General features: G+C 42.2%; 14 protein-coding genes and 3 pseudogenes. 4 read left to right on the forward strand and 13 right to left on the reverse strand.

From position 1 onward, the window contains the following. Window positions 1-4: 4 nt before the first annotated feature. Window positions 5-2,970: pseudogene (locus tag Xsze_RS21075) on the forward strand (Tn3 family transposase). A gap of 31 nt (window positions 2,971-3,001) precedes the next feature. Continuing rightward, window positions 3,002-3,226, forward strand: a complete 225-nt coding sequence (locus Xsze_RS21080; RefSeq protein WP_038239126.1) for a hypothetical protein — start codon at window positions 3,002-3,004, stop codon at window positions 3,224-3,226. 277 nt (window positions 3,227-3,503) lie between these two features. Here Xsze_RS21080 and Xsze_RS21085 read toward each other — a convergent pair whose 3' ends face one another. From Xsze_RS21085 to Xsze_RS21110, 7 genes and pseudogenes are all read right to left on the reverse strand, one after another. Beyond that, the gene (locus Xsze_RS21085) at window positions 3,504-4,736 is read right to left on the reverse strand and encodes a hypothetical protein (protein ID WP_143707610.1); all 1,233 of its coding nucleotides are present in this window, start codon (window positions 4,734-4,736) and stop codon (window positions 3,504-3,506) included. A 10-nt stretch (window positions 4,737-4,746) separates the two neighbouring features. Next, window positions 4,747-5,214, reverse strand: a complete 468-nt coding sequence (locus Xsze_RS21090; RefSeq protein WP_051462433.1) for a tetratricopeptide repeat protein — start codon at window positions 5,212-5,214, stop codon at window positions 4,747-4,749. 25 nt (window positions 5,215-5,239) lie between these two features. Further along, on the reverse strand, window positions 5,240-6,136 hold the full coding sequence (locus Xsze_RS21095; RefSeq protein ID WP_071991793.1) for an HlyD family type I secretion periplasmic adaptor subunit: 897 nt from the start codon (window positions 6,134-6,136) through the stop codon (window positions 5,240-5,242). Continuing rightward, the gene (locus Xsze_RS21100) at window positions 6,039-6,710 is read right to left on the reverse strand and encodes a putative HlyD family type I secretion protein (protein WP_038239130.1); all 672 of its coding nucleotides are present in this window, start codon (window positions 6,708-6,710) and stop codon (window positions 6,039-6,041) included. The genes Xsze_RS21095 and Xsze_RS21100 overlap by 98 nt, the downstream gene beginning before the upstream one ends. Window positions 6,711-6,727: 17 nt before the next feature. Next, a pseudogene (locus tag Xsze_RS21105) lies at window positions 6,728-8,840 on the reverse strand (type I secretion system permease/ATPase). A 368-nt stretch (window positions 8,841-9,208) separates the two neighbouring features. Continuing rightward, window positions 9,209-9,385: pseudogene (locus tag Xsze_RS23445) on the reverse strand (transposase); the annotation flags it as partial. Between the two features lie 164 nt (window positions 9,386-9,549). Next, window positions 9,550-10,608 carry a tyrosine-type recombinase/integrase gene (locus tag Xsze_RS21110; RefSeq protein WP_051462434.1) on the reverse strand — a complete coding sequence of 353 codons (1,059 nt, stop codon included), beginning with the start codon at window positions 10,606-10,608 and terminating at the stop codon, window positions 9,550-9,552. Window positions 10,609-11,256: 648 nt separating this feature from the next. On the opposite strand from Xsze_RS21110, the gene Xsze_RS21120 reads away from it, so the two are divergent. Then, window positions 11,257-12,174 carry a hypothetical protein gene (locus Xsze_RS21120; protein WP_038239134.1) on the forward strand — a complete coding sequence of 306 codons (918 nt, stop codon included), beginning with the start codon at window positions 11,257-11,259 and terminating at the stop codon, window positions 12,172-12,174. Between the two features lie 67 nt (window positions 12,175-12,241). Here the strand turns inward: Xsze_RS21120 and Xsze_RS23025 are convergent, their stop codons facing one another. The 6 genes from Xsze_RS23025 to Xsze_RS21145 form a co-directional block, all read right to left on the reverse strand. Further along, window positions 12,242-12,832, reverse strand: a complete 591-nt coding sequence (locus Xsze_RS23025; RefSeq protein ID WP_244590092.1) for a hypothetical protein — start codon at window positions 12,830-12,832, stop codon at window positions 12,242-12,244. Then, window positions 12,754-13,653: a hypothetical protein gene (locus tag Xsze_RS23030; protein WP_244590093.1), complete on the reverse strand. Its 900-nt coding sequence runs from the start codon at window positions 13,651-13,653 to the stop codon at window positions 12,754-12,756. Before Xsze_RS23030 ends, Xsze_RS23025 begins: the two co-directional genes overlap by 79 nt. Before the next feature lie 56 nt (window positions 13,654-13,709). Continuing rightward, window positions 13,710-14,381 carry a hypothetical protein gene (locus Xsze_RS21130; RefSeq protein ID WP_038239137.1) on the reverse strand — a complete coding sequence of 224 codons (672 nt, stop codon included), beginning with the start codon at window positions 14,379-14,381 and terminating at the stop codon, window positions 13,710-13,712. Continuing rightward, entirely contained in the window at window positions 14,381-14,719 is a 339-nt protein-coding gene (locus tag Xsze_RS21135; protein ID WP_143707612.1) for a hypothetical protein, read from the reverse strand. Before Xsze_RS21135 ends, Xsze_RS21130 begins: the two co-directional genes overlap by 1 nt. 699 nt (window positions 14,720-15,418) lie before the next feature. Next, window positions 15,419-16,423: a ParB family protein gene (locus tag Xsze_RS21140; protein ID WP_244431809.1), complete on the reverse strand. Its 1,005-nt coding sequence runs from the start codon at window positions 16,421-16,423 to the stop codon at window positions 15,419-15,421. Next, window positions 16,420-17,622 carry an AAA family ATPase gene (locus Xsze_RS21145; protein WP_038239143.1) on the reverse strand — a complete coding sequence of 401 codons (1,203 nt, stop codon included), beginning with the start codon at window positions 17,620-17,622 and terminating at the stop codon, window positions 16,420-16,422. The genes Xsze_RS21140 and Xsze_RS21145 overlap by 4 nt, the downstream gene beginning before the upstream one ends. Window positions 17,623-18,319: 697 nt before the next feature. Here Xsze_RS21145 and Xsze_RS21150 point away from each other — a divergent pair. After that, entirely contained in the window at window positions 18,320-19,201 is an 882-nt protein-coding gene (locus Xsze_RS21150) for an SAM-dependent methyltransferase (protein WP_169924462.1), read from the forward strand. Window positions 19,202-19,236 lie beyond the last annotated feature (35 nt).

The following is a 19,236-nucleotide window of genomic DNA, read 5'->3' on the forward strand; positions in this document are numbered from 1 at the left end:
CACTATGACCTCGGTTGACCGCACGGCTTATCCGCACTTCAATAAATCCCTATCGCAAAAAGAGCTGGCGTCCTGTTATGCTCTCAGCGACAATGAACTGACTTTCATCCGGCAAAATACCCGCAGCCAACACAGCCAATTAAACTTGGCCATCAGACTCAAAACCCGCCAACATCTCGGTTATTTTATTACTTTCTCTCAGATCCCATTTTCAGTTGTTCAATTTATTGCTACTCAGTTGAATTTGCCAGAGAACTTTCGTTTGATACCGGAACGACGTGACAGAAAAGCTACATACCGTTACAAGATCCTTTCCCGTCAGTATCTGGACAGTCACCTTTTTACCCAGCAAGCACGTCAGAATATCGTTAGTTTGATCCATCAATCAGCTTACACTATGAGTGATCCTGCTGATTTAATTAATGTTGCACTTGAATATCTCAGCAAAAAGAATATTGAATTACCCGCGTTCAGTACGCTGAAACGCCTGGCCAGCCATGAACGTCAACTGGTTCATAACGAACTGTATTTGCAAATTACCCAGTCACTCACGATACCACAGCAAAATACGCTTGATGCCCTGCTTTTGATCAAGGAAGGTGAACTGACAACACGCTTTACCTGGGTAAAACAGACGCCGGGGCCTGCAACACTTCAGCATTTTCGTCTATGGGCTGATCGGTTGGCTTTATTGGATAACATCATTGATCCCCGTTCATTTTTTCACGGTGTTGCTTATACAAAAATTCGTCAGTTTGCAGCCGAAGCGACTGCTTATGCTATTGGTGATATGCGAGGGATACGCAACAAACCTAAACTTTATACCTTGTTGCTAAGTTTACTTTTTCTTACCCAGTCAACCACACGCGATGAAGTTATTACGACGTTTTTACGGCGAATGAAACGCGTGGTTCATTCAGCGCAAGAAAAATTACGCATCATGCAGGAAAAACACCGTGAAACGGAAGAACACTTGATAATGTTGTTAGGCGCAGTTTTGCAGTATTCCCCAGAAACCGATACAGATGAAGCATTGGGAAAACATGTCAGAAAAATCATGACCGCACAGGGTGGTTTGGCGGCACTGAGCTCTCTGGTCAACGAAGTGACCGCCTGTCATAACAATAATTATCTGCCCTTCTTATGGAAATTCCATACTGTTAATCGCTCGGTGATCTTTCAATTACTGAATGTAATACAACTGCATTCCTCCACTCAGGATTGCAGCTTGATTAACGCACTGGCATACGTCTGCCAGCACCAAAAAACACGAAAACCCAAGATTCCGGCGGATGTTGATATTCATTTTGCTTCTCAACGCTGGCACGCCTTTGTATGTATCAAAGAAAATGGACATCCATTCTTCAATCGCAGGGCACTGGAGGTTTGTGTATTCCTTCATCTCGCCGAAGCTCTCCAGTGTGGGGACATCTATGTTGAATATTCGAATGAGTATGCGGATTATCGTGCTCAGTTACTGCCGTGGGAGGCCTGTCAGGAACGTTTATCTGCGTATTGTCAGTCGCTGTCACTACCTGATTCCGGTCCTGCTTTTATTACTGCTTTGCAGAAACAACTGGTACTGGCAGCAGAAAAAACCGACAACGATTTTCCTGATAACAGCGAATTCAGTATTGATGATGAAGGTATTCCTCATCTGAAACGCGCTGGAACATCATCAACGCCAGAAGAGCTGGAACAATTTAAAAAAGCCATATATGACCGAATGCCAGAGCGTCATTTACTGGATATTCTGAGAGATGTACAACATTGGACACGATATCATAAACACTTCGGTCCTGCCTCAGGAGCAAGTCCGAAGCTCTCAGATCCCGCCCGGGGTTATTTATTTACCGTATTCGGTTTTGGTTGCAACCTCGGTACGTCACAGACAGCCAGCCATGCTCCCGGCAATATCAATCGACAAACGCTCAGAAGAATTAATACCCAGCATACTAATGCAGCCAAACTTCAGTCTGCTCTGGAAGAGATCATTGAGAATTATGCCCGATTTGATTTACCTTCGTTTTGGGGTAAGCGTAATGTTGCCATTGCAGACGGAACACACATGGAGTTACGAAAAAATAATCTCCTTGGTGAACAACATATCCGTTACGGGGTTATGGGGGGATTGCTTATCACCATATATCCAGTGAATATATCGCATTATTCAGTCATTTTATCGCCTGTGGCGTCTGGGAAGCGGTGTATATCCTTGATGCTTTACTGCTTAACAAGTCTGTCTATCAACCCGATACATTACATGCAGATACTCAGGGACAGAGTGAACCCGTTTTTGCGCTGGCCTATTTACTGGGAATCAAACTTTTCCCCCGAATGAGAAACTGGAACGATGTGGTGTTTTATCGTCCATCAAATGATGCAAAATATAAACATATCGATAAGCTGTTTACGAAAACGGTTGATTGGGGATTGATTCAGACGCACTGGCAGGATTTGATACAAGTCGTCTTATCCATTCAGGCGGGTAGGGTATTACCCTCAATGTTACTGAGAAAACTGAACAGTAACAATCGACAGAACAAACTTTATCGCGCCTTTCGGGAACTGGGCCGGGTTGTTCGCACTTTATTTTTATTACGATATCTGTCTGAATCTGATTTTCGACAAACAATACGGGCAGAAACAACAAAAATTGAATCCTATAATGATTTTCTGGATTGGATTACCTTTGGTGGACAGATAATCAAAAGCGGTGATCCTGTAGAGCAGGCAAAGCAGGTGAAATACTCGGATATTATAGCCAATGCCATTATGCTTCGTAATGTTTCAGATTTAACAGAGATACTGACAAAAGTATCCGATGATGGTCATAAAATAACGCCAGAACAGGTAGCGGCACTCAGTCCTTATATACGTGATCATATACGCCGATTTGGTCGATATGATGTGGATATGACAATTTTTCCCCCAGAATTAAATCCCAAGCCTATTCCAATTGGCGTATGAAAACAGACTATGCCAACATTTTGCACGTATTATGAACAGCCCCGAGCCTGTGCGCATAACAGGCATCAGTGGTGAAACTTGCCCCCACACGGGACGGTGGTCTGCCTTTATTGATGGCAGCCTGCAATATGCCCAGTTGCAACAAGAACAAATTATGCCTGAATGGACAGACAAAAATGGCAAAGTACATCAGGTACGCTGGACATTATTAGAGCGGGATGATGGTGGCAGTGTTTACGTGCCAAAAGAACAGTAAACACCTTTCTGATTATTCATTATTCGGGTCACTTAAGGTGGCCCATTCCCTCCAGTCAAAATTACATTTATTGACCCGACTAACCAAAAAGGTAAACAACACATGGACTTCTTTGAAAATTTAAGCAGGCAGAGCTGAAGCTAAATCAATACCAATAATTTTATTACGCATGATGGACGCTCCCGTAAAATGAGTATGCCATTTCATTTTGGTACAATTGACGCCATGTGGGACGTCCATCTTATCAGACTAGTACACTTCAAAAACTTTGAGATTCCTAGACGTCAAGAGATGTTGCTAATATAGCAACCGGGTTATCTTGTCGTGGAATCATTTGATTGTGAGAAGAAATAATATTTTCAGCGCCAAATTCAGATATGGAGTTAATCATTTTATGAATCTCTTGTTGAGTAGATGCATTAATATTTCCTTTTGTTAGTTTGGAGTTATATTTGAACCACACATCAACAATACTTGTTGTTTCATCATTGCTCCAAGTGACTGTGGAAATTTCTTTATGTCGATTTCCATATTTATCAATATAAGGTTCTTCTGTGTATTTTAAATTAATTTCCTTAATTCCCGCGTCAGATAAACTCATTAATTCATTTTTATCAACAATACCATTGCTGTTTCCATCTTTCCATATTTTTACCTTACTCCATTCATCATCATCTCTTGATATAATGGAATCATTGTTGGCATCAAGTTCTGATAATGCTTCAAAGCCATTTTTAAAATGACTTATTCCATTAATATCGCTATAATTTCCAAAAAGCTTGCCTCCTGAATTGATATTTCCATCGTTATTTTTATCATAAACTAAAAAACCATCACTTTTGTCAACCCAACCAACAGATTCATTTACTCCATCATTACTCATATCAAAATAAATACTTCCGTCTGGAATGGTTTTAACACCATCACCATTTAAATCAATGACTAATGGAGAAAGTAATCCTTCACTATAACTGGTTTCAGTAGACCAATCATTACCCCAATTATCTGCCGTATCAAAGTTTTTATCTATCAGCTTGGCCAGACTATTAAAATTTCCATTTGGTGTAAAATGAGGTAACATGCTTTTCCCACCTAAATCAAGGGTATCTAAGCAAGTTCTGAAAAAATCAATACAATTATTCGTAAGGAGATTATAGTTTGAAGAAAACCCAGGTAATTTTCCGAGTGGTGCATCATTAATACATTCGACTAAGTACGGGAATTTTACTTCGGATACCGATGCAGTAAAACTTTTTACGGTGCTTTTATCGTATACTTCACTATCGTTCAGACTGATATTATCATACCCTCCAGTTTTTAAAGAATTTCCTGTTGACCACCCAACATCAATTTTCTGTTCGCCATTATCTATCGTCATCCAAACATGACCAGTACGTGAAATATCTACACTGCCATCTGGATTATTTAACTTTTTTCCTGACTTGGCCACATTGATAGTGACCCAACCACCATCAGAGCTGTTAAAAGAAGCCGGGATTATTTTGTCCATATTTTTGTCCTTATTCATATTCATGTTTTGATTCAGAATGTGTTAACCAATACAAATCACTCATTGCATATTTATTTCCTAAATCCGCAGATTTTTTTAGTAACTCCAATGCTTTTTCTTTGTTTTTCTTTACTCCCCACCCATATAAGTATAATCCAGCCAAATTGTGTAAGGATGTGTGGTTATTATCTAATTCAACTGCTTTATTATAATACATGAAAGATTTTGCATAATCTTGCTCAACGCCCTGACCAAATTCATATAGAATTCCAAGATTATTTAAGGCAGTAGTATTTCCTTTTTCAGCCGCTAGAAAATAATACTTAGCAGCTTCTTTATAATTTTTTTCTTCTCGATCTAACTTAACGGCCAGCTTAATTAAATCCTCTTCACTCATGATGGTGTCATTTTCATCGGAAATACAGCCACTTAATAATATAACTATAGAGGCGGCCATTATATTCAGTATTTTTTTCATATTATTCTCTCGGATTATGGGTAACTCATCTTTCCCAAAAACTCTCGTCTACTTTTGTTTTCAAGGGACTGATGATATAGTCGATCACTCTACGTCTTCCTGTTTTTATTTCAACATTAACAGTCATTCCTGCTTTTAATGCAACTAAATCCCCACCAATTTTAATTTTATTGTTATCAAGCTTAATGATAGCAGGAAAAACAAATCCTTTATCTTTATCTTCTATTGAGTCATAACTAACACTTTTAACTTTACCTGTTAAATAACCGTATCTAGTATAAGGAAATGAATCTATTTTAATAATAACGGCTTGCCCTTCATGAATAAACCCCATATTTTTATTATTGATTTTTACTTCAATTTCCTGTGGTAATTCATCGGGAACAATAACCATCATAGTTTGAGCAGTTGAAACTATACCACTTATAGTATGAAAAGCTAACTGCTGTACTCTTCCATCTACGGGGCTATATAATATAGTTGTTTGGGTTCTTTTTTTTGTTTTATTAATTTCAATAAGTAACCGTTCAATATCATTATTCGCATTTCTTTTCATTTCCATAGATTCTTTTAATATCATTTGAGTATTTATTTCTCTCTCTCGATCTACTTCATTTATTTTATGCCTCAGTTCCATATATTTATTTTGGCTAATTTCACGCTGATGTTTTAACCTGGAGATTTTATCTTTCTGATTCAACAATTCATGGTGTGACAAATAATTATTTTTGTATAAATTTTCATAAGATTCCATCCGTTGTAATTCAACTTTAATAGAAGATCCCAAAGATGCGGTTTCTTCTTGTCTAGATTTGGACTCTAATTTATATTGACTTTTTTTTCTCCATGAGTTGTTTATTTTTATTTCTCCACGTTTGGTGTAGAGAATATGCCATATCCCAAGCCTGCTGTTTTTTTTCATTCTTCACTGAATCAATAATATTACGCACATCTTCTTTATTACTAATAGGCAATGAAATATCCCATTCTAATTCTATTCTTTTCTCATAAACTGATGATAATACTGAATTACCTATCTGATAATTCAACAATGCAGCATTAAAAGCTAAAACGTTTTGCTGATATTGTTCTTCTGCCCCTAAAACATCTATTTCTACCAAAGCATCTCCTTGGTGAACGTATTGCCCTTCTTTAACCCAGATGTTTTTTATCTGCCCTGTTTCTAATGGCTGAATAATTTTATTTCGTCCATGACTTATTATTTTACCTTGACTAATCACATCTATATCAATCTGACCAAAGTAAGACCAAGAGATCACCAATACCGATAATATGATGATACAACGGGCAGTCCACCTTGCTACAGGAGATACGGGTGTTTCAGTTAAGATCAAATTATCAGGTAAAAAAGCATATTCATCCTTCAAACGTTTTATTGGAGTCAATTCATGACGATCTTTCCATGCAATAAATAAAATTGATTTATAACGTTGAAAAAACTCACTAAAACCTTTAAGCCAAACAAATATACACACAAGAGCCTCATTAAAAATTACATTAATTCTGACATTTTTCGATAAATACCACCTTCTATATTCATTAACTGAATATGTTCCCCTTGTTCTACAACTTCCCCTTCATCCATAACAATGATGCGGTTTGCATTTCTTACAGTGGATAACCTATGAGCAATAACAATCACTGTTCTATTTTTACAAATTAATGGCATGTTCATCATGATGGCTCTTTCTGATTCATAATCAAGCGCACTCGTTGCTTCATCAAGAATGAGTATCTTTGGGTTGTTTAATAAAACGCGGGCTAATGCAATACGCTGCCTTTGTCCACCAGATAATCCAATTCCTTGCTCTCCAATTTGAGTATCATATCCTTTAGGCAACTTAGTAATAAAATCATGAGCTCCCGCCTGTTTACACGCTTGAATAATCAGTTCTAAAGATGCAGAGGGTTGGGTTAACGCAATATTTTATTTTATTGTTCGATTCAGTAATACATTTTCTTGTTGAACAATGCCAATATGACGCCGTAGCCAAATGGGTTCGGCTAATGCAATATACAGATCGTCAAGAATGATTCTTCCTTTTTCAGGAGCATAGAAACGCTGAATAAGCTTAGTTAATGTATTTTTTCCTGATCCCGAACGACCAACTATACCGATAACTTCTCCAGCTTTAATATTCAAAGATAAATCATTTATACTCCATTTATCATCTGATTTATAACGAAAAAAAACATTTTCAAATGTTATTTTGACCACGTAATGAAGGTAAATTTAAATTATTTTCGGACTGCTCTATAGGCGAGTTTAAAATATCGCCTAAACGTGCAACAGAAATCCCTGCTTGCTGAAAATCTTGCCATAATTGAGCCAAACGAATAATAGGTGAGGTAACCTGAGAGGCTAGCATATTAAATGCAATGAGTTGCCCAACAGTTATTTTATTACTAATCACTAAATGAGCACCAAACCACAGGATAAAAACAGAGACAATTTTTTGTATTAATTGAACACTTTGTTGCCCTAGTATTGCTATGCAGGTCACTTTCATCGCTGAACTAATATATGCTGGTAGTAATTCATTCCAGCGATTTATGATTTGTCGTTCAGCAGCTAATGATTTTAATGTCGAAATTGTGCTTATTGTTTCAACCAAGAAAGCTTGATTATCAGCATTTCTGGCAAATTGATTGTCTAAACGCTTTCTTAATATAGGGCTAACAACTAAAGATAAGACGATGTAAAGTGGAATAGATACTAAAACAACCAAGGTTAAAGGAGCACAATAGCACCACATAACTATGATAAAGAGAAAAGAAAACATAACATCTAAAATCGATGTGAATGCCTGCCCTGTTAAAAACTGACGGATGTTTTCTTGCTCTTTAACTCGGGCAATTGTATCTCCTACTCTCCTAACTTCAAAATATCGTATTGAAAGATTTATTATATGATTCAATAAATTTGAACCTAATTCAATATCTATTCTATTTGTAGTATGAGAGAAAAGATAAGTTCTTAGTCCAGTGAGAATAACATCGAAAATAACAACGACGATAAAAGAAAAAGCAATGACATCTAGAGTATTATAACTTTGATGAATAAGAACCTTGTCCATCACCACCTGGAAAAACAGGGGTGTTACTAAAGAAAAAATCTGGATAAAAATAGATAATACTAAAATTTCAATGAAAATGTGGCGGTATTTAACAACATAAGGAATAAATCATGTAAAATCAAATATTTGCAATTTATCAGATATTGATTTTTTTGAATAAACAAGAATAATCCGACCGGAATAAATGGCATTAAATTCATTTTCATCAAGATTTTTGTTATTTTTTTCATTTATATCATAGATAAGATATTTATTATCTTTTGCCTGTAATAAAATAAATATTGTTCCTTCTTCTCCCAAAACTAAAGCAGGAAACGAAATGAATTTAAGCCTATCAATAGATTTACTCACTAACCTAGCATGAAGTGAGTATTCTTTAGCTGCTAATATCCACTGAGTAACGCCAAAGCTTCCTTTTTTGTCGGAAAACTTATACTTTATTACAGACTTATCTAAATTAATTCCATGATATCCGGCAATCAAAACCAACCCAGTTACTAATGATTGAGACAAGATGACACCTACTATTATAATTTATTTAAATTAATAATCGTTGTATGGATTTATTTTTATACTAAAAAAATTAATTATCAATGTGAAATGTAATTTTTTTGTTTTTTCACATAAATATATAATTTACAATAATTAGATATATATAACATTTAATGAATGAATGATTTTTTCGTTATTTTTTAAGAATATTCTGGCGAAAATATTCTTTTTTAGTCAAGAAAGTTGTTTCCAAGCAGGTTCTTGGAGAGAGCGTATTAAAAATGTGTATGGTTGGGGATTGTTTTGTATTGACACATAAATGTAATGGGCTCATTCTGTGTACTCTGATGAAACAATGGTAAAGAATTATATTCTTACTCTGAGCTTCCTTAATCTCGTTTATTTTTGTAAACTGATTTTTGAATTACCAGCCAGTGAATTTTTTTCACTGAGCCATCCGACGGAAATATGTTGTGTTTCTTAATACTATACCAAATAGTACTATTCGGCGATTCAATAACATTCGTAGTATAAATCACTTATCTGATTTTTGCAGGATAGACAAAGAACATGGAAAGGTCACTCCCACTTTACTGCCAACTGTGCCTATTTCCTGTCTTTAACCGTTTCATCTTATTTTCTCTACCCTGTTATTTTTCTTTTGTTGTCGGATGGCCGTTGTTGACCATCCAAAATGATAAAGACAAACAGCCTTCTTATACTTCGGGCCAAGGCGTTACGCCATTTAACGTGTTTCTGCGGCAGAACGCCCCTCGACCAACTCAATCATCACACTCTTTTGCGCCTCAATATTGCGGATATAGCCCAGTACGGTTTCCGGTTTTTTCCAGTTCCCTTCGTGCATGATCTGGGCGAGACTGTAGCCCGATTCAGTCAGGTCCTGCGCCGCGCCCACCCGCGCACTGTGGCCGGTCCAGGTGGCATAACGGCCTTTGTTTACCGCTTCTTTTTTGTCGCCATGGACGACCGCCCACGCCGCCGAAAAAATCCGGGCCAGGTTAAATTCGTCCATCGGTTCTTCGGTGGTCACGACCGCTTGGTTAGAACGATGCACCCGACAAAAAATATACGCGTCGCTGTGTTCAATCAGGCCGGAGACCTGAAGCCAATGTCGCAGGCAGGCGGCGGCCCGGGGGCTGAGTGCCTTCATACTGCCCTGCCCGTCTGCCTGGGTTTTGGTGTAACCGATATACAGCAGCACAGTGCCATCCGGGTTAAAGGTCACATCCCCGACTTTCAGGCGGGCCAGGTTGGAGATGCGCAATAAGGTATTGTAGGCCACAAACAAAAACGCCAGGTTACGGCGGTCTTTCAGGCTGGCCGACGTGTTCCACACCGTATCAATCCGGTTTAGATCGGCAATCCGGAACGGGATCGCCTGGCCGGCTTTTTCGCCGTGAACAATCGCCACCCGATGAATTTTCTTCAGGATCCGCTTCACTTTCTGGCTGTCCCCCGCGGGGATTAACCCCGCCTGCCGGTGTAACAGGTTCAGCATGGCGGCATAGTTACTGATCGTGGCCGGCGCCAGCCCGCTTTCATGCAGTTCCCACAGGTAATCCCGCAAATAATTCGCGTCCACCGGCAGATAGGGACGGCCTTTGGCCAGACACCACTGACACCACAACCGGCTGGCTTTCATCAATTGCTGCCAGGTGTTGTCCGCAAAGGCTTCCTTGTCTTTCATAAAGGCATGGAGGTTGCGCAGGACGTCCTCATTCAGCGCCGGGTTATCCGGAATAAATACCACTTCTTGGTCAATCAACGATAATTCCCCCGCCATGAAAATCTCTCCGTTTTGGTTGCGCTACGTAAAAAGTGGCGCATTACACCCCACAAAGAGGTTCAGATTTCACGTAGGCGCACCATTTCTTAGTAATGAAAATCACCCGCAATCAGTGACTGACATCAAGCCACCGATGCCCTCTTCCCGGCTTTTCGGTTTCTAACATGGGATAATTCCCATTATCCTATGTTAGAGGCAATGAAACCAGCCTAGCAGAAAAAGACCAGAAAGAAAGGCAAAATGTTACGGGTAATGCAGAAATTTAATTTACAAAATATATAATTAAATATAACTTTATTTACATTGGTAACTATGCCAGTGATTTCTTTTACTTTGGGAAATATCACACACTACACAACCACCCATCTCCTCACCATTGCTCACGAGCTGAAATTGGATCCGCATGGCTGTGCCCTGCCGTACACGCTCGCCGGCCATTTTTACACCCTGCGCTGTATGACCCTTGACGGGATCCCCCCTGTGACTATCCGACCATTCTGCATCATGTGCTGGAAAAGTTGGCGTAATGTGCCCTTCGGCTACTTTTAACCGGTAAAGTCTAACTATTTTTTTATTACTTTTATCAAACCTGATAAAGTTATAAATAAACCTATTCAAGATATCACCCGTTAGGAGGGGTCGTTAATGGATGCGTTCAATGACAGCATTTTTGAAGAGAAGTACAAAGACTTTCTGACAGTCCGCCGGGAATGGTTAAAGCTGGTCTTCAAACACGCGGTGTATACCGATATCAATACGCAGGGCGCCGCGTGCCGCCCTGTCGCGTTATTGACAGACAGCACCGAACTGGCGCAGGCCGATGCCCTGCTGCTGGCCTGGCACCAGTTTGCCGAGTTGGCTGAACACAAGCGGGCCGCCGGCCTGTCCCCGGCCTCGTCACAACTCTATCTACCGATGCCCGCCATCCTGAGCCAGATGAACAGCTTTACGATTGGAGCATTTGAATCCACCACCACCCTCAATTTTGTCCGGGAGGAAATCCTCAGAAAAATCGATAAGAAACTCAACCAATTGTACAAATCCAAACACACCGACCTGTTTGCGATCACCAATCTGGAACAGGACAAAATTCTGATTGGCCATTACCCGGCCGGCACCCGTTTTCGCCGCCGCACAACCGGTTATAAGGATGTGATAGTCGATACCTGCGAACATGACACCAATGAAACCCGTTACCGTGTCGGCACCCATGGGGTGATCATTGACGGCCGCCGTTTAAGCCAACCTGACGCTTACGATATCAACACCGGGGATAAATACACCGACTACAACAGCTGCTATGACCTGATATCCCCGGTCCGGTGCTCGCTGTTTGCCGGTTCAAGCCTGTATCTCATTGACGACATCGAAAGGGCCAAAGCCGCGCGGACGGTGGTGTCCCAGAAACGGGCCAGTGAAAGCCGCAAGCAGGAGGCCACCCGCCGCAAGGATCAAAACTGGCTGGCCCAGCAGCACACCCAGCGGGAAGAAAAACGCCGCCACAAAATTGCCGCAGAAAAACAAAAAGCCCAGTCCTATGCACAGCAACAACAGTTCTACTGATCCCGCCCGGCAGGGGCGGCACGGAATCCCCGGCCTCAGCCGCCATGAATGGCGGACCCGTCAGGGCCTAACCTGACATCGCGTTCAGCGTCAATTCGGCCCGGACTTTCGCTGGTTCCGCCGCCGGGACGAAATCACAGAGCATCCCAAAACAGTAGGTATCCCAGCGATCCGGAGAGCGAATATTGAGTTTCGCTCTCATCAGCGCTTTTTTCATTATTACCCAGCGCCCGTTCTCATCAATCCTGACCGGTATCTTGGCGGCCTGTTCGGCGCTCTTGCTGCTGTTGTCCGGCCGCATTCGTCCGCTGCGAATGGCCCGCTGGGCCGCTACATTGGCGTAAGCGCGCTGGTTGAGATAGCGGCTACGGTCATAGTGGCTGAACATCGGTTTCCCCCACCGGATACGCTGCACCTCACGGCCGCTCCGCTCCAGGATGCTGGTTGTATCTGAGCCAACCTCGTCACTGTCAACGACCAGGCTGATATTGGGGTAAAGGACGGGATCGCACGTCAGATGAATAAATTCCCCAAATTCAACCGGATCACAAGCCCCGTCCATTTCGATGATGTTGTAGTTCACCAGCCGGCGGGTATCACCGCGCGCCCCGGAGATTTTGCACAGGTTAATGATAGACTTATCCCGCCCGTTCCCCACGTCACACAGGGCCACCCAGCCCCAGCCTTTTTCCAGATAGACCTGACGCCGTGCCGCCCTAATAGATACCCAGTCACCGATTTAGGAAACTGGCCCAACACCTTAATCTGGTATTCCACGCTGTCACGCCCGCCGTATTCCGCCAGTTTCATTTTAATGAATGCCGGCACCACCAGCGGCGATTCTTCCGCATTGAGCGTGATCGCCGTATACAGCCCATGGGGGTTGTCAGGGTGGCGGGCGAGGCTATGGTGGGTATCGTAAAAATACCCGCCGGGGCGGGTGGGCTGGGAAAGCAGCAGAATGTGGTTATCTCGCTGGGTCAGGGCCCCCGTGATAATCCCGAAGGCTTTATCCGACACCCCGGAGGCCTCGTCCACAATGTAAAACAGGTATTCGGCATGTTCCCCGGCCAGCGCCTCTTCATTCCCCAGCCGGAACCCCTTAGGCATGACGGTCCAGACGCCTTTTCCACCCACCGCGTAAAATGTCGTCTCTGTCAGAACAAAGTAACGTTGCAGCCACGGAAAACGCCGGATACATTCCTGCCAGTTCACCTTCAGGTATTTGAAAATTCCGGTCATGACCTGTTGAATTTTGTTGGCCACGATGATCACCCGGGCATCGGGGTGAAACAGCATAAAGTACAGGATCATGATGCTGGTCATGTCCGATTTGCCCGTGCCATGCCCCGAGGTGACGCTGGTTTTACTGCCACATTCCTGCACGGCCGCCAGGATCAAATCCTGCTGCCAGGTGGGGGTTTTGCCAAACAACTGAACGGCGGCCAGTCTCCAGTCGTACCGGTAGCGGATAACCATCTCCCGCCAGCGGGGATCACTGACCACACTGCGGGGTTTCTTGGGTCGGGCAGCCACTACCGGTTGTCCTCCGCGTCATAAATATCCTCCGTAGCCGCATAGTCATAATCCGGTACGTCGTCTAACGACGCCAGTAACTCGCCTTCCCGTGTCTCACCCCAGTGATCCCGGTCGCCATAACCGCCCTGATCGACCAGCTCATGCACCTGCTGACGTTTTGTCGCCCGGTAGGCGCAGACCTGCCGGTCCAGTTCCTCCGGGTCAATCACGGTATTCTCGACGTCCTCTTCCGATCCCTGCTTCAGGGCATGGCGCACCCTTTCCAACAAAGCCGGAGGCACCTTACCGCCCTGGGATTCAATGTAATCGGCCGTTTGCAGCGCCCCCCATGCTTGCTCTTGCTGGTATTGATAGGCATTGGCGATGAGCGTGGTTTCACCCATTTTAACCGCGTGTTTTTCCTCATCACGGTGGGTTTTCAGTAGCCCCTGTTTCAGGGCCGTCAGGGTACGCATCACATCGGTCATGGCATACGCACAGTCATTCAGCATTTTGAGCTGCTTAAAGGCCGGATGCAGCGCGCCTGCTTCAGGATTCAGTGCAAATTCCGCTTCCTGCTTTTCCAGCTCGGCGATGGATCGGTCACGCACCCGCTCCACCAATGCGACGTGGGCCAATGCCCGCCGCATCAAATCCATTTCCAGGCCATCCAGATAACCCGCGGCCATTAATCGACATCGGCCTGCCTTGGCGTGGCGTACCGGCCGTGTTTCATGGCGGTTTCATTGCCCACCGGCAAACGACGGCCTTCCCCCCGGGGTAATTTTTGATGGGTCATGATCACTTCAGGCGGCATGATCAGTTTCGCGTTCCGGCTGTCGGCACTTTTTACCGGTGAAGACGGCGCATCGGTGTCTGTTTGCCTCCTTTTGGTGCTCGGCCTGGGGCTAGGGCGGGCATGGCTTTCCGCGGATTGTCCGGCTTCTGGCCTGTGCTTTTTGGGGGGATGGGTTTGATCACGCTTTGCACCATGATCATCGGAGGGGGCAGAATGGGCCGACCTCAAATAGCGGCGCGCCGTGTTGGGGTTGAGGTGGTAATATTCGGCATATTCACGGATGCTGATCCCCTTTTCAGCGCATAGCCTATTGAAATTAGATACGTGTTTCTGCCAATTCATCCCTATCGATCCAAGTCACCCCTCAATGCCTGTGATGATACATAAGCATTAATATGTTTCATTAGCGTAACCTTCCTTCAATGATCGATTTATTACTTCCTATCTTCTTCAGCAAAAAACCACGAGCCCTTGTATTTTGAAAATTGATTGCGATATGAACATAATTATATTTGGCACAATATATATGTGCAATCCGGTAAAATGGGTGCGATTACTTAAATATAAAAGCTACGGGTGACGAAGGAAAAAAGTTAAATTTCCCCGCAACTTTTTTCATTATTATCATTATGATTTAATAGTATTTTTTTGAAAAATTTCAAGGTGAAATTCCCAATAGTTTACCTAAATTTCACCGCTTTTTTATTCTATATGATGAATAAAAAAATGTTTGCTCGATTATGGAATATGCCTCAACAGTCCAAGTTGCTTACGCATTTTTCGTCATAAATGGTACCTATATTTAGCAGGCTGATAACTCCCTACACTTCGATTATGGTCAGTAGAAGAACTGACCCAACTTGCTACGCATACATTAGGTCAGTTTGGAGATGTGTAGATACCTATACCTTCATGGAGGAGAGAACATCAACGACTCTCAACCGAGGATGCTTCTTCATTTTCTAACGATGCAAAAATTTCATTTAAAGCTAAATCAATACGAGACTGAAGTTTTTTGTCGAGACGTGAAAATTCATAAACAACGGTTCTGTTTTTCTGATGCTCTTTGCGTCGAGCATAAGTACGTTTATCTTCAAATATTCTCAGCTGACTTACAGTAACAGGATCTGAATGACGGGATTTACGTGCTAGTTTTACACTACGAAAATGGCTTATAATCGCATTTTTAATGGAATCTGGTGTTTCTTCTTTTATTTCAGCCTTATCCATTTTGTCACGAATTTCGTCCAGTATTTCTTCTAATGAAAGATTTAACTTCTTAATCTCTTCCATCATACTCAGCAAAAACTTATAGTCTGATAGAGATAATTCGGAAACAACCGGGAAAAAAGCAATCATTTCTGCTGGAACTGATGCAGCTTGAAGTGCGCGCGTAACTTTTGCAGTTGAAATACCCTCAACTTCAGCAATATCACGCTGTTTCATTCCACTATCCAACATGAACTGAAAACGCAATCCCAATTCCCGTAAATTATGTTCTTTGGCTGTTTGCAAATCCGCAGCCAATTGACGGGCATCATGTACATCAATATCTTCATCAGTGAGTAAAACATCCAATCCGATATTCAAAAAAATACAGGCGGCCCGACGACGTGAACCATCCAGTATTTCAATCTTTCCATCAATGACACGACCAATAGCTGGGAAAAATTGTTGTAGGAATATCGTCCTAATAATGTCCTGTAAGGATTCTCTAGTTAGCGTACTTTGGTCACGACCATTAATAGTAGGATCAACAAATGTTTTCTCTTCCAGCTCATTTGCTGAAATATGTTGGCGCGTAAAAACCACCTTTTTCCCAGAGGAAAGAGTGAAGGTTCGTTTTTCAGCTTCTTGAGAATTCACCATATGATTTAGTGGAGAGTTCCCCATTGTTCGCCCGAGCCTCCGAATAGTTTTGTTTTTACTCACTGTTGGCTCCTTATATACTCAATTCTGTCAAATACAGCACGGACAAAAATATCCGCCTGGTTTTTAGCATTCCTTAATGCTTCAGGACTTCCCGGATATGATGCCGGATTAGCACTAATCACCGTATCAAAAGTTTCACCACAGCGTTCAAACCCATCCAATCGGGGAAGTGACGCATCAAGCATTGAAGCAGTGAAAACTTCACGAGCATAACTTTGTGAAGTTTGATGATCATACTTTGTGCCCATTTTCGACATGAAGCCAATATTACCTTGCAAATGCAGTTCTATTCCTTCCGCTTCAATGCGTTCGATCATTTCAGGCAACCGAGTGAGATATTTCATTGTTGAATGGAAATCAACTTGAGCAGGAGGAGTTGGAGTCAGCAAGAGATTACTGGCTGCAATAGCATTAAGCATAAATGCATCCAGATGTGGCCCTGTATCAATGAAGATAAAATCATAATCTTTGGAAAGGCGATCAATAACCGTTTTTCGTAACACGTCAGAAGGAGAGATACCAGGTAAGTATTGTTGTACCAACTGATTCCACTCACTTGCTACAAAGGCATCATCAATAGAAGCTGGCATCACATCCACGCCTGGCATAACGGTAGGATGGACAAATTGCTCAATAAGTTGTTCACGGCTTACGTTATTAAGCATAGCCTGAGCTGCTGTCTCCAAAACAGAACCAATGCTATTGTGATGACTCAGGAACATTGTACTGGATGCCTGGGGATCCATATCAATAACTAATATACGTAAATCGTTATGAATTAAAGATGGATGAGAACGCAAACCATGAGCAAGTGTCACTGTTGACACAGTTTTTGATACTCCACCTTTAAGGTTAACCACGAAAATAGTGAAAGCATCTCCCCACTTGTCTCGATAGGTAGGAATATTACGGTGTTTATAAATATCGATAACATTCTGAAGTGTCAGTGCATACTGGGAAGTAGAACCTGTTTGACGTCTACTAAATTCATAACCATGTTCTTCCATCTCGATTATAGCTTGATCTACCGCTCGCCGATTTAGCATAGGCATTTTGGCAACAGAATTTTTTGTAAATGTCTGATAATACTCGGTCTGATCAAGTTCTATTCGTTGTTGTTCAATTTGATCACTTAGCCCTTGCAGCATTAACTCAGCTCTTCTCGCTATATCTGGAATCCCGCCGTAATTTTTTTGCATATGCACAACTCTCATAGAAAGGTGTAAGATAATTATGATTGTACATTCTTTTAGTGTTTTTTCAAAAAAACAATGTACACATAGAAGAAATATCACCCATATAATTTTTTATTGATATCACTTGTGACAAATTCCGCGATAATATCAATCGAGTAGACGTTTGAAAGTTTTTCGGATTAAAGACACGGGTCACTCATTCTGCAAAAAGCGTAGATTAGGCAATCTGTTCTTAATGCGATAAAACCGTGTTTATTCATGGTTATCCTAAAGGCAATGTAAATGCAGTAGCATTATTTAATTTTATACAATTTCATGAAGTAATCATAAACATGTATATCAGTAGCCCGGTCGTGGATCTCAATTGTCATTTAATACCCTGTTTTTGTCTGCAGTTGATGAGTTACGGTCGGTGTATAAAGTCGCCAATCCAGCGGTAAACAAGCCGCGAAGTAAACTGGCGAACGCCAGCGAAGTTATGCGAAACAATATCGTTATTAGTAAATTAGTGATTTTGTGAAGTTGTAAACCTTCGCGCTGGAAAATACCTGTTTAAAGTCGTCGGTGATCGGTGAGAAGGGGAGTATGTATATGATCACGGTCAAACGCAATGATAAGGCCGATGTGGGAAAAATGGCATAGTTGCTATCGAGGCTGGTGATCGGAAATGAACAGTAGGATCCTTAGTGAGGATACATATATGTCATTACCAACGAAACAAGACTTAATTGACTGGCTCCTTAATAATCCTGATGAAGTTCGTAATGTTGTTAAGGGGAAGTTACAATATGAACCGACACGAACCCGCGATACCTTCCTTTTTACATTTAATGGTGGAATGTATTTCGATGGGCAACTGTATCGCCTGTGTGGAACTCTCCATCATACTGGAGTATTCGGCAGTGTCTGGCTCAACGGCGTGGAAAATGTCAGTGTGAACCAACATGAAAACCCCGCTGCTAATATCATTGGTAATCACCTGCGGGAACTGAGCAACGATGCGTTTAACACAGATTTCCCAGTTGAAAGCGAAAATCCCTCCGAATTGGCGGTAGCCTCAGAACAGGAACTGAGCGACAATTCTCAGTGGTTAGTGGTAAGCGCAACCATAGAATTGGGGGTCTTAGTGGTGGGTTCAGTCGAGAGCAACACCACAAAACGATTACTGCCCTTCCGTCCCCAGCCGCTTAGTGGGGCCAGACTTAGCCCTTTGTCGACCGATATTGCAGGGGTTACCAGCACCAAACCAAGCCGAGTTTCTCATGGCGGTCAGCTTGTGATTGTTGGTTCAGGGATCAAAAGCTTGGCGCAACTGACGATGGAGGCCGTGGGCCATATTAAAGCAGCTGATGAAGTGTTCTATGCTGTGGCGGATCCCTTGACTGAAGTTTTTATCGAGAAGAACGCCAAAAAAGCCTATGATATGTATATCCTTTACGATGATGGCAAACCGCGCGATCAGACGTATATCCAGATGGCAGAGGTCATGTTGCGCGCCTTGCGCCAGGGGAAATATGTGGTAGGCGTTTTCTATGGTCATCTATATGAACGCATCCCGTTTGCAAGACAAAAGTTATTGTGACATTGAAGGTAGATTGCAGCTCTATATTCGGCCTT

This window comes from Xenorhabdus szentirmaii DSM 16338 (assembly GCF_002632585.1).
Taxonomy (GTDB): domain Bacteria; phylum Pseudomonadota; class Gammaproteobacteria; order Enterobacterales; family Enterobacteriaceae; genus Xenorhabdus; species Xenorhabdus szentirmaii.

Bases quoted from the DNA above. Each gene is read 5' to 3' on its own strand.
- Xsze_RS21080 (WP_038239126.1), top strand. From the start codon at position 3,002: ATGAACAGCCCCGAGCCTGTGCGCATAACAGGCATCAGTGGTGAAACT.
- Xsze_RS21085 (WP_143707610.1), bottom strand. From the start codon at position 4,736: ATGGACAAAATAATCCCGGCTTCTTTTAACAGCTCTGATGGTGGTTGG.
- Xsze_RS21090 (WP_051462433.1), bottom strand. From the start codon at position 5,214: ATGAAAAAAATACTGAATATAATGGCCGCCTCTATAGTTATATTATTA.
- Xsze_RS21095 (WP_071991793.1), bottom strand. From the start codon at position 6,136: ATGAAAAAAAACAGCAGGCTTGGGATATGGCATATTCTCTACACCAAA.
- Xsze_RS21110 (WP_051462434.1), bottom strand. From the start codon at position 10,608: ATGGCGGGGGAATTATCGTTGATTGACCAAGAAGTGGTATTTATTCCG.
- Xsze_RS21120 (WP_038239134.1), top strand. From the start codon at position 11,257: ATGGATGCGTTCAATGACAGCATTTTTGAAGAGAAGTACAAAGACTTT.
- Xsze_RS23030 (WP_244590093.1), bottom strand. From the start codon at position 13,653: ATGGTTATCCGCTACCGGTACGACTGGAGACTGGCCGCCGTTCAGTTG.
- Xsze_RS21130 (WP_038239137.1), bottom strand. From the start codon at position 14,381: ATGGCCGCGGGTTATCTGGATGGCCTGGAAATGGATTTGATGCGGCGG.
- Xsze_RS21145 (WP_038239143.1), bottom strand. From the start codon at position 17,622: ATGCAAAAAAATTACGGCGGGATTCCAGATATAGCGAGAAGAGCTGAG.
- Xsze_RS21150 (WP_169924462.1), top strand. From the start codon at position 18,320: ATGTCATTACCAACGAAACAAGACTTAATTGACTGGCTCCTTAATAAT.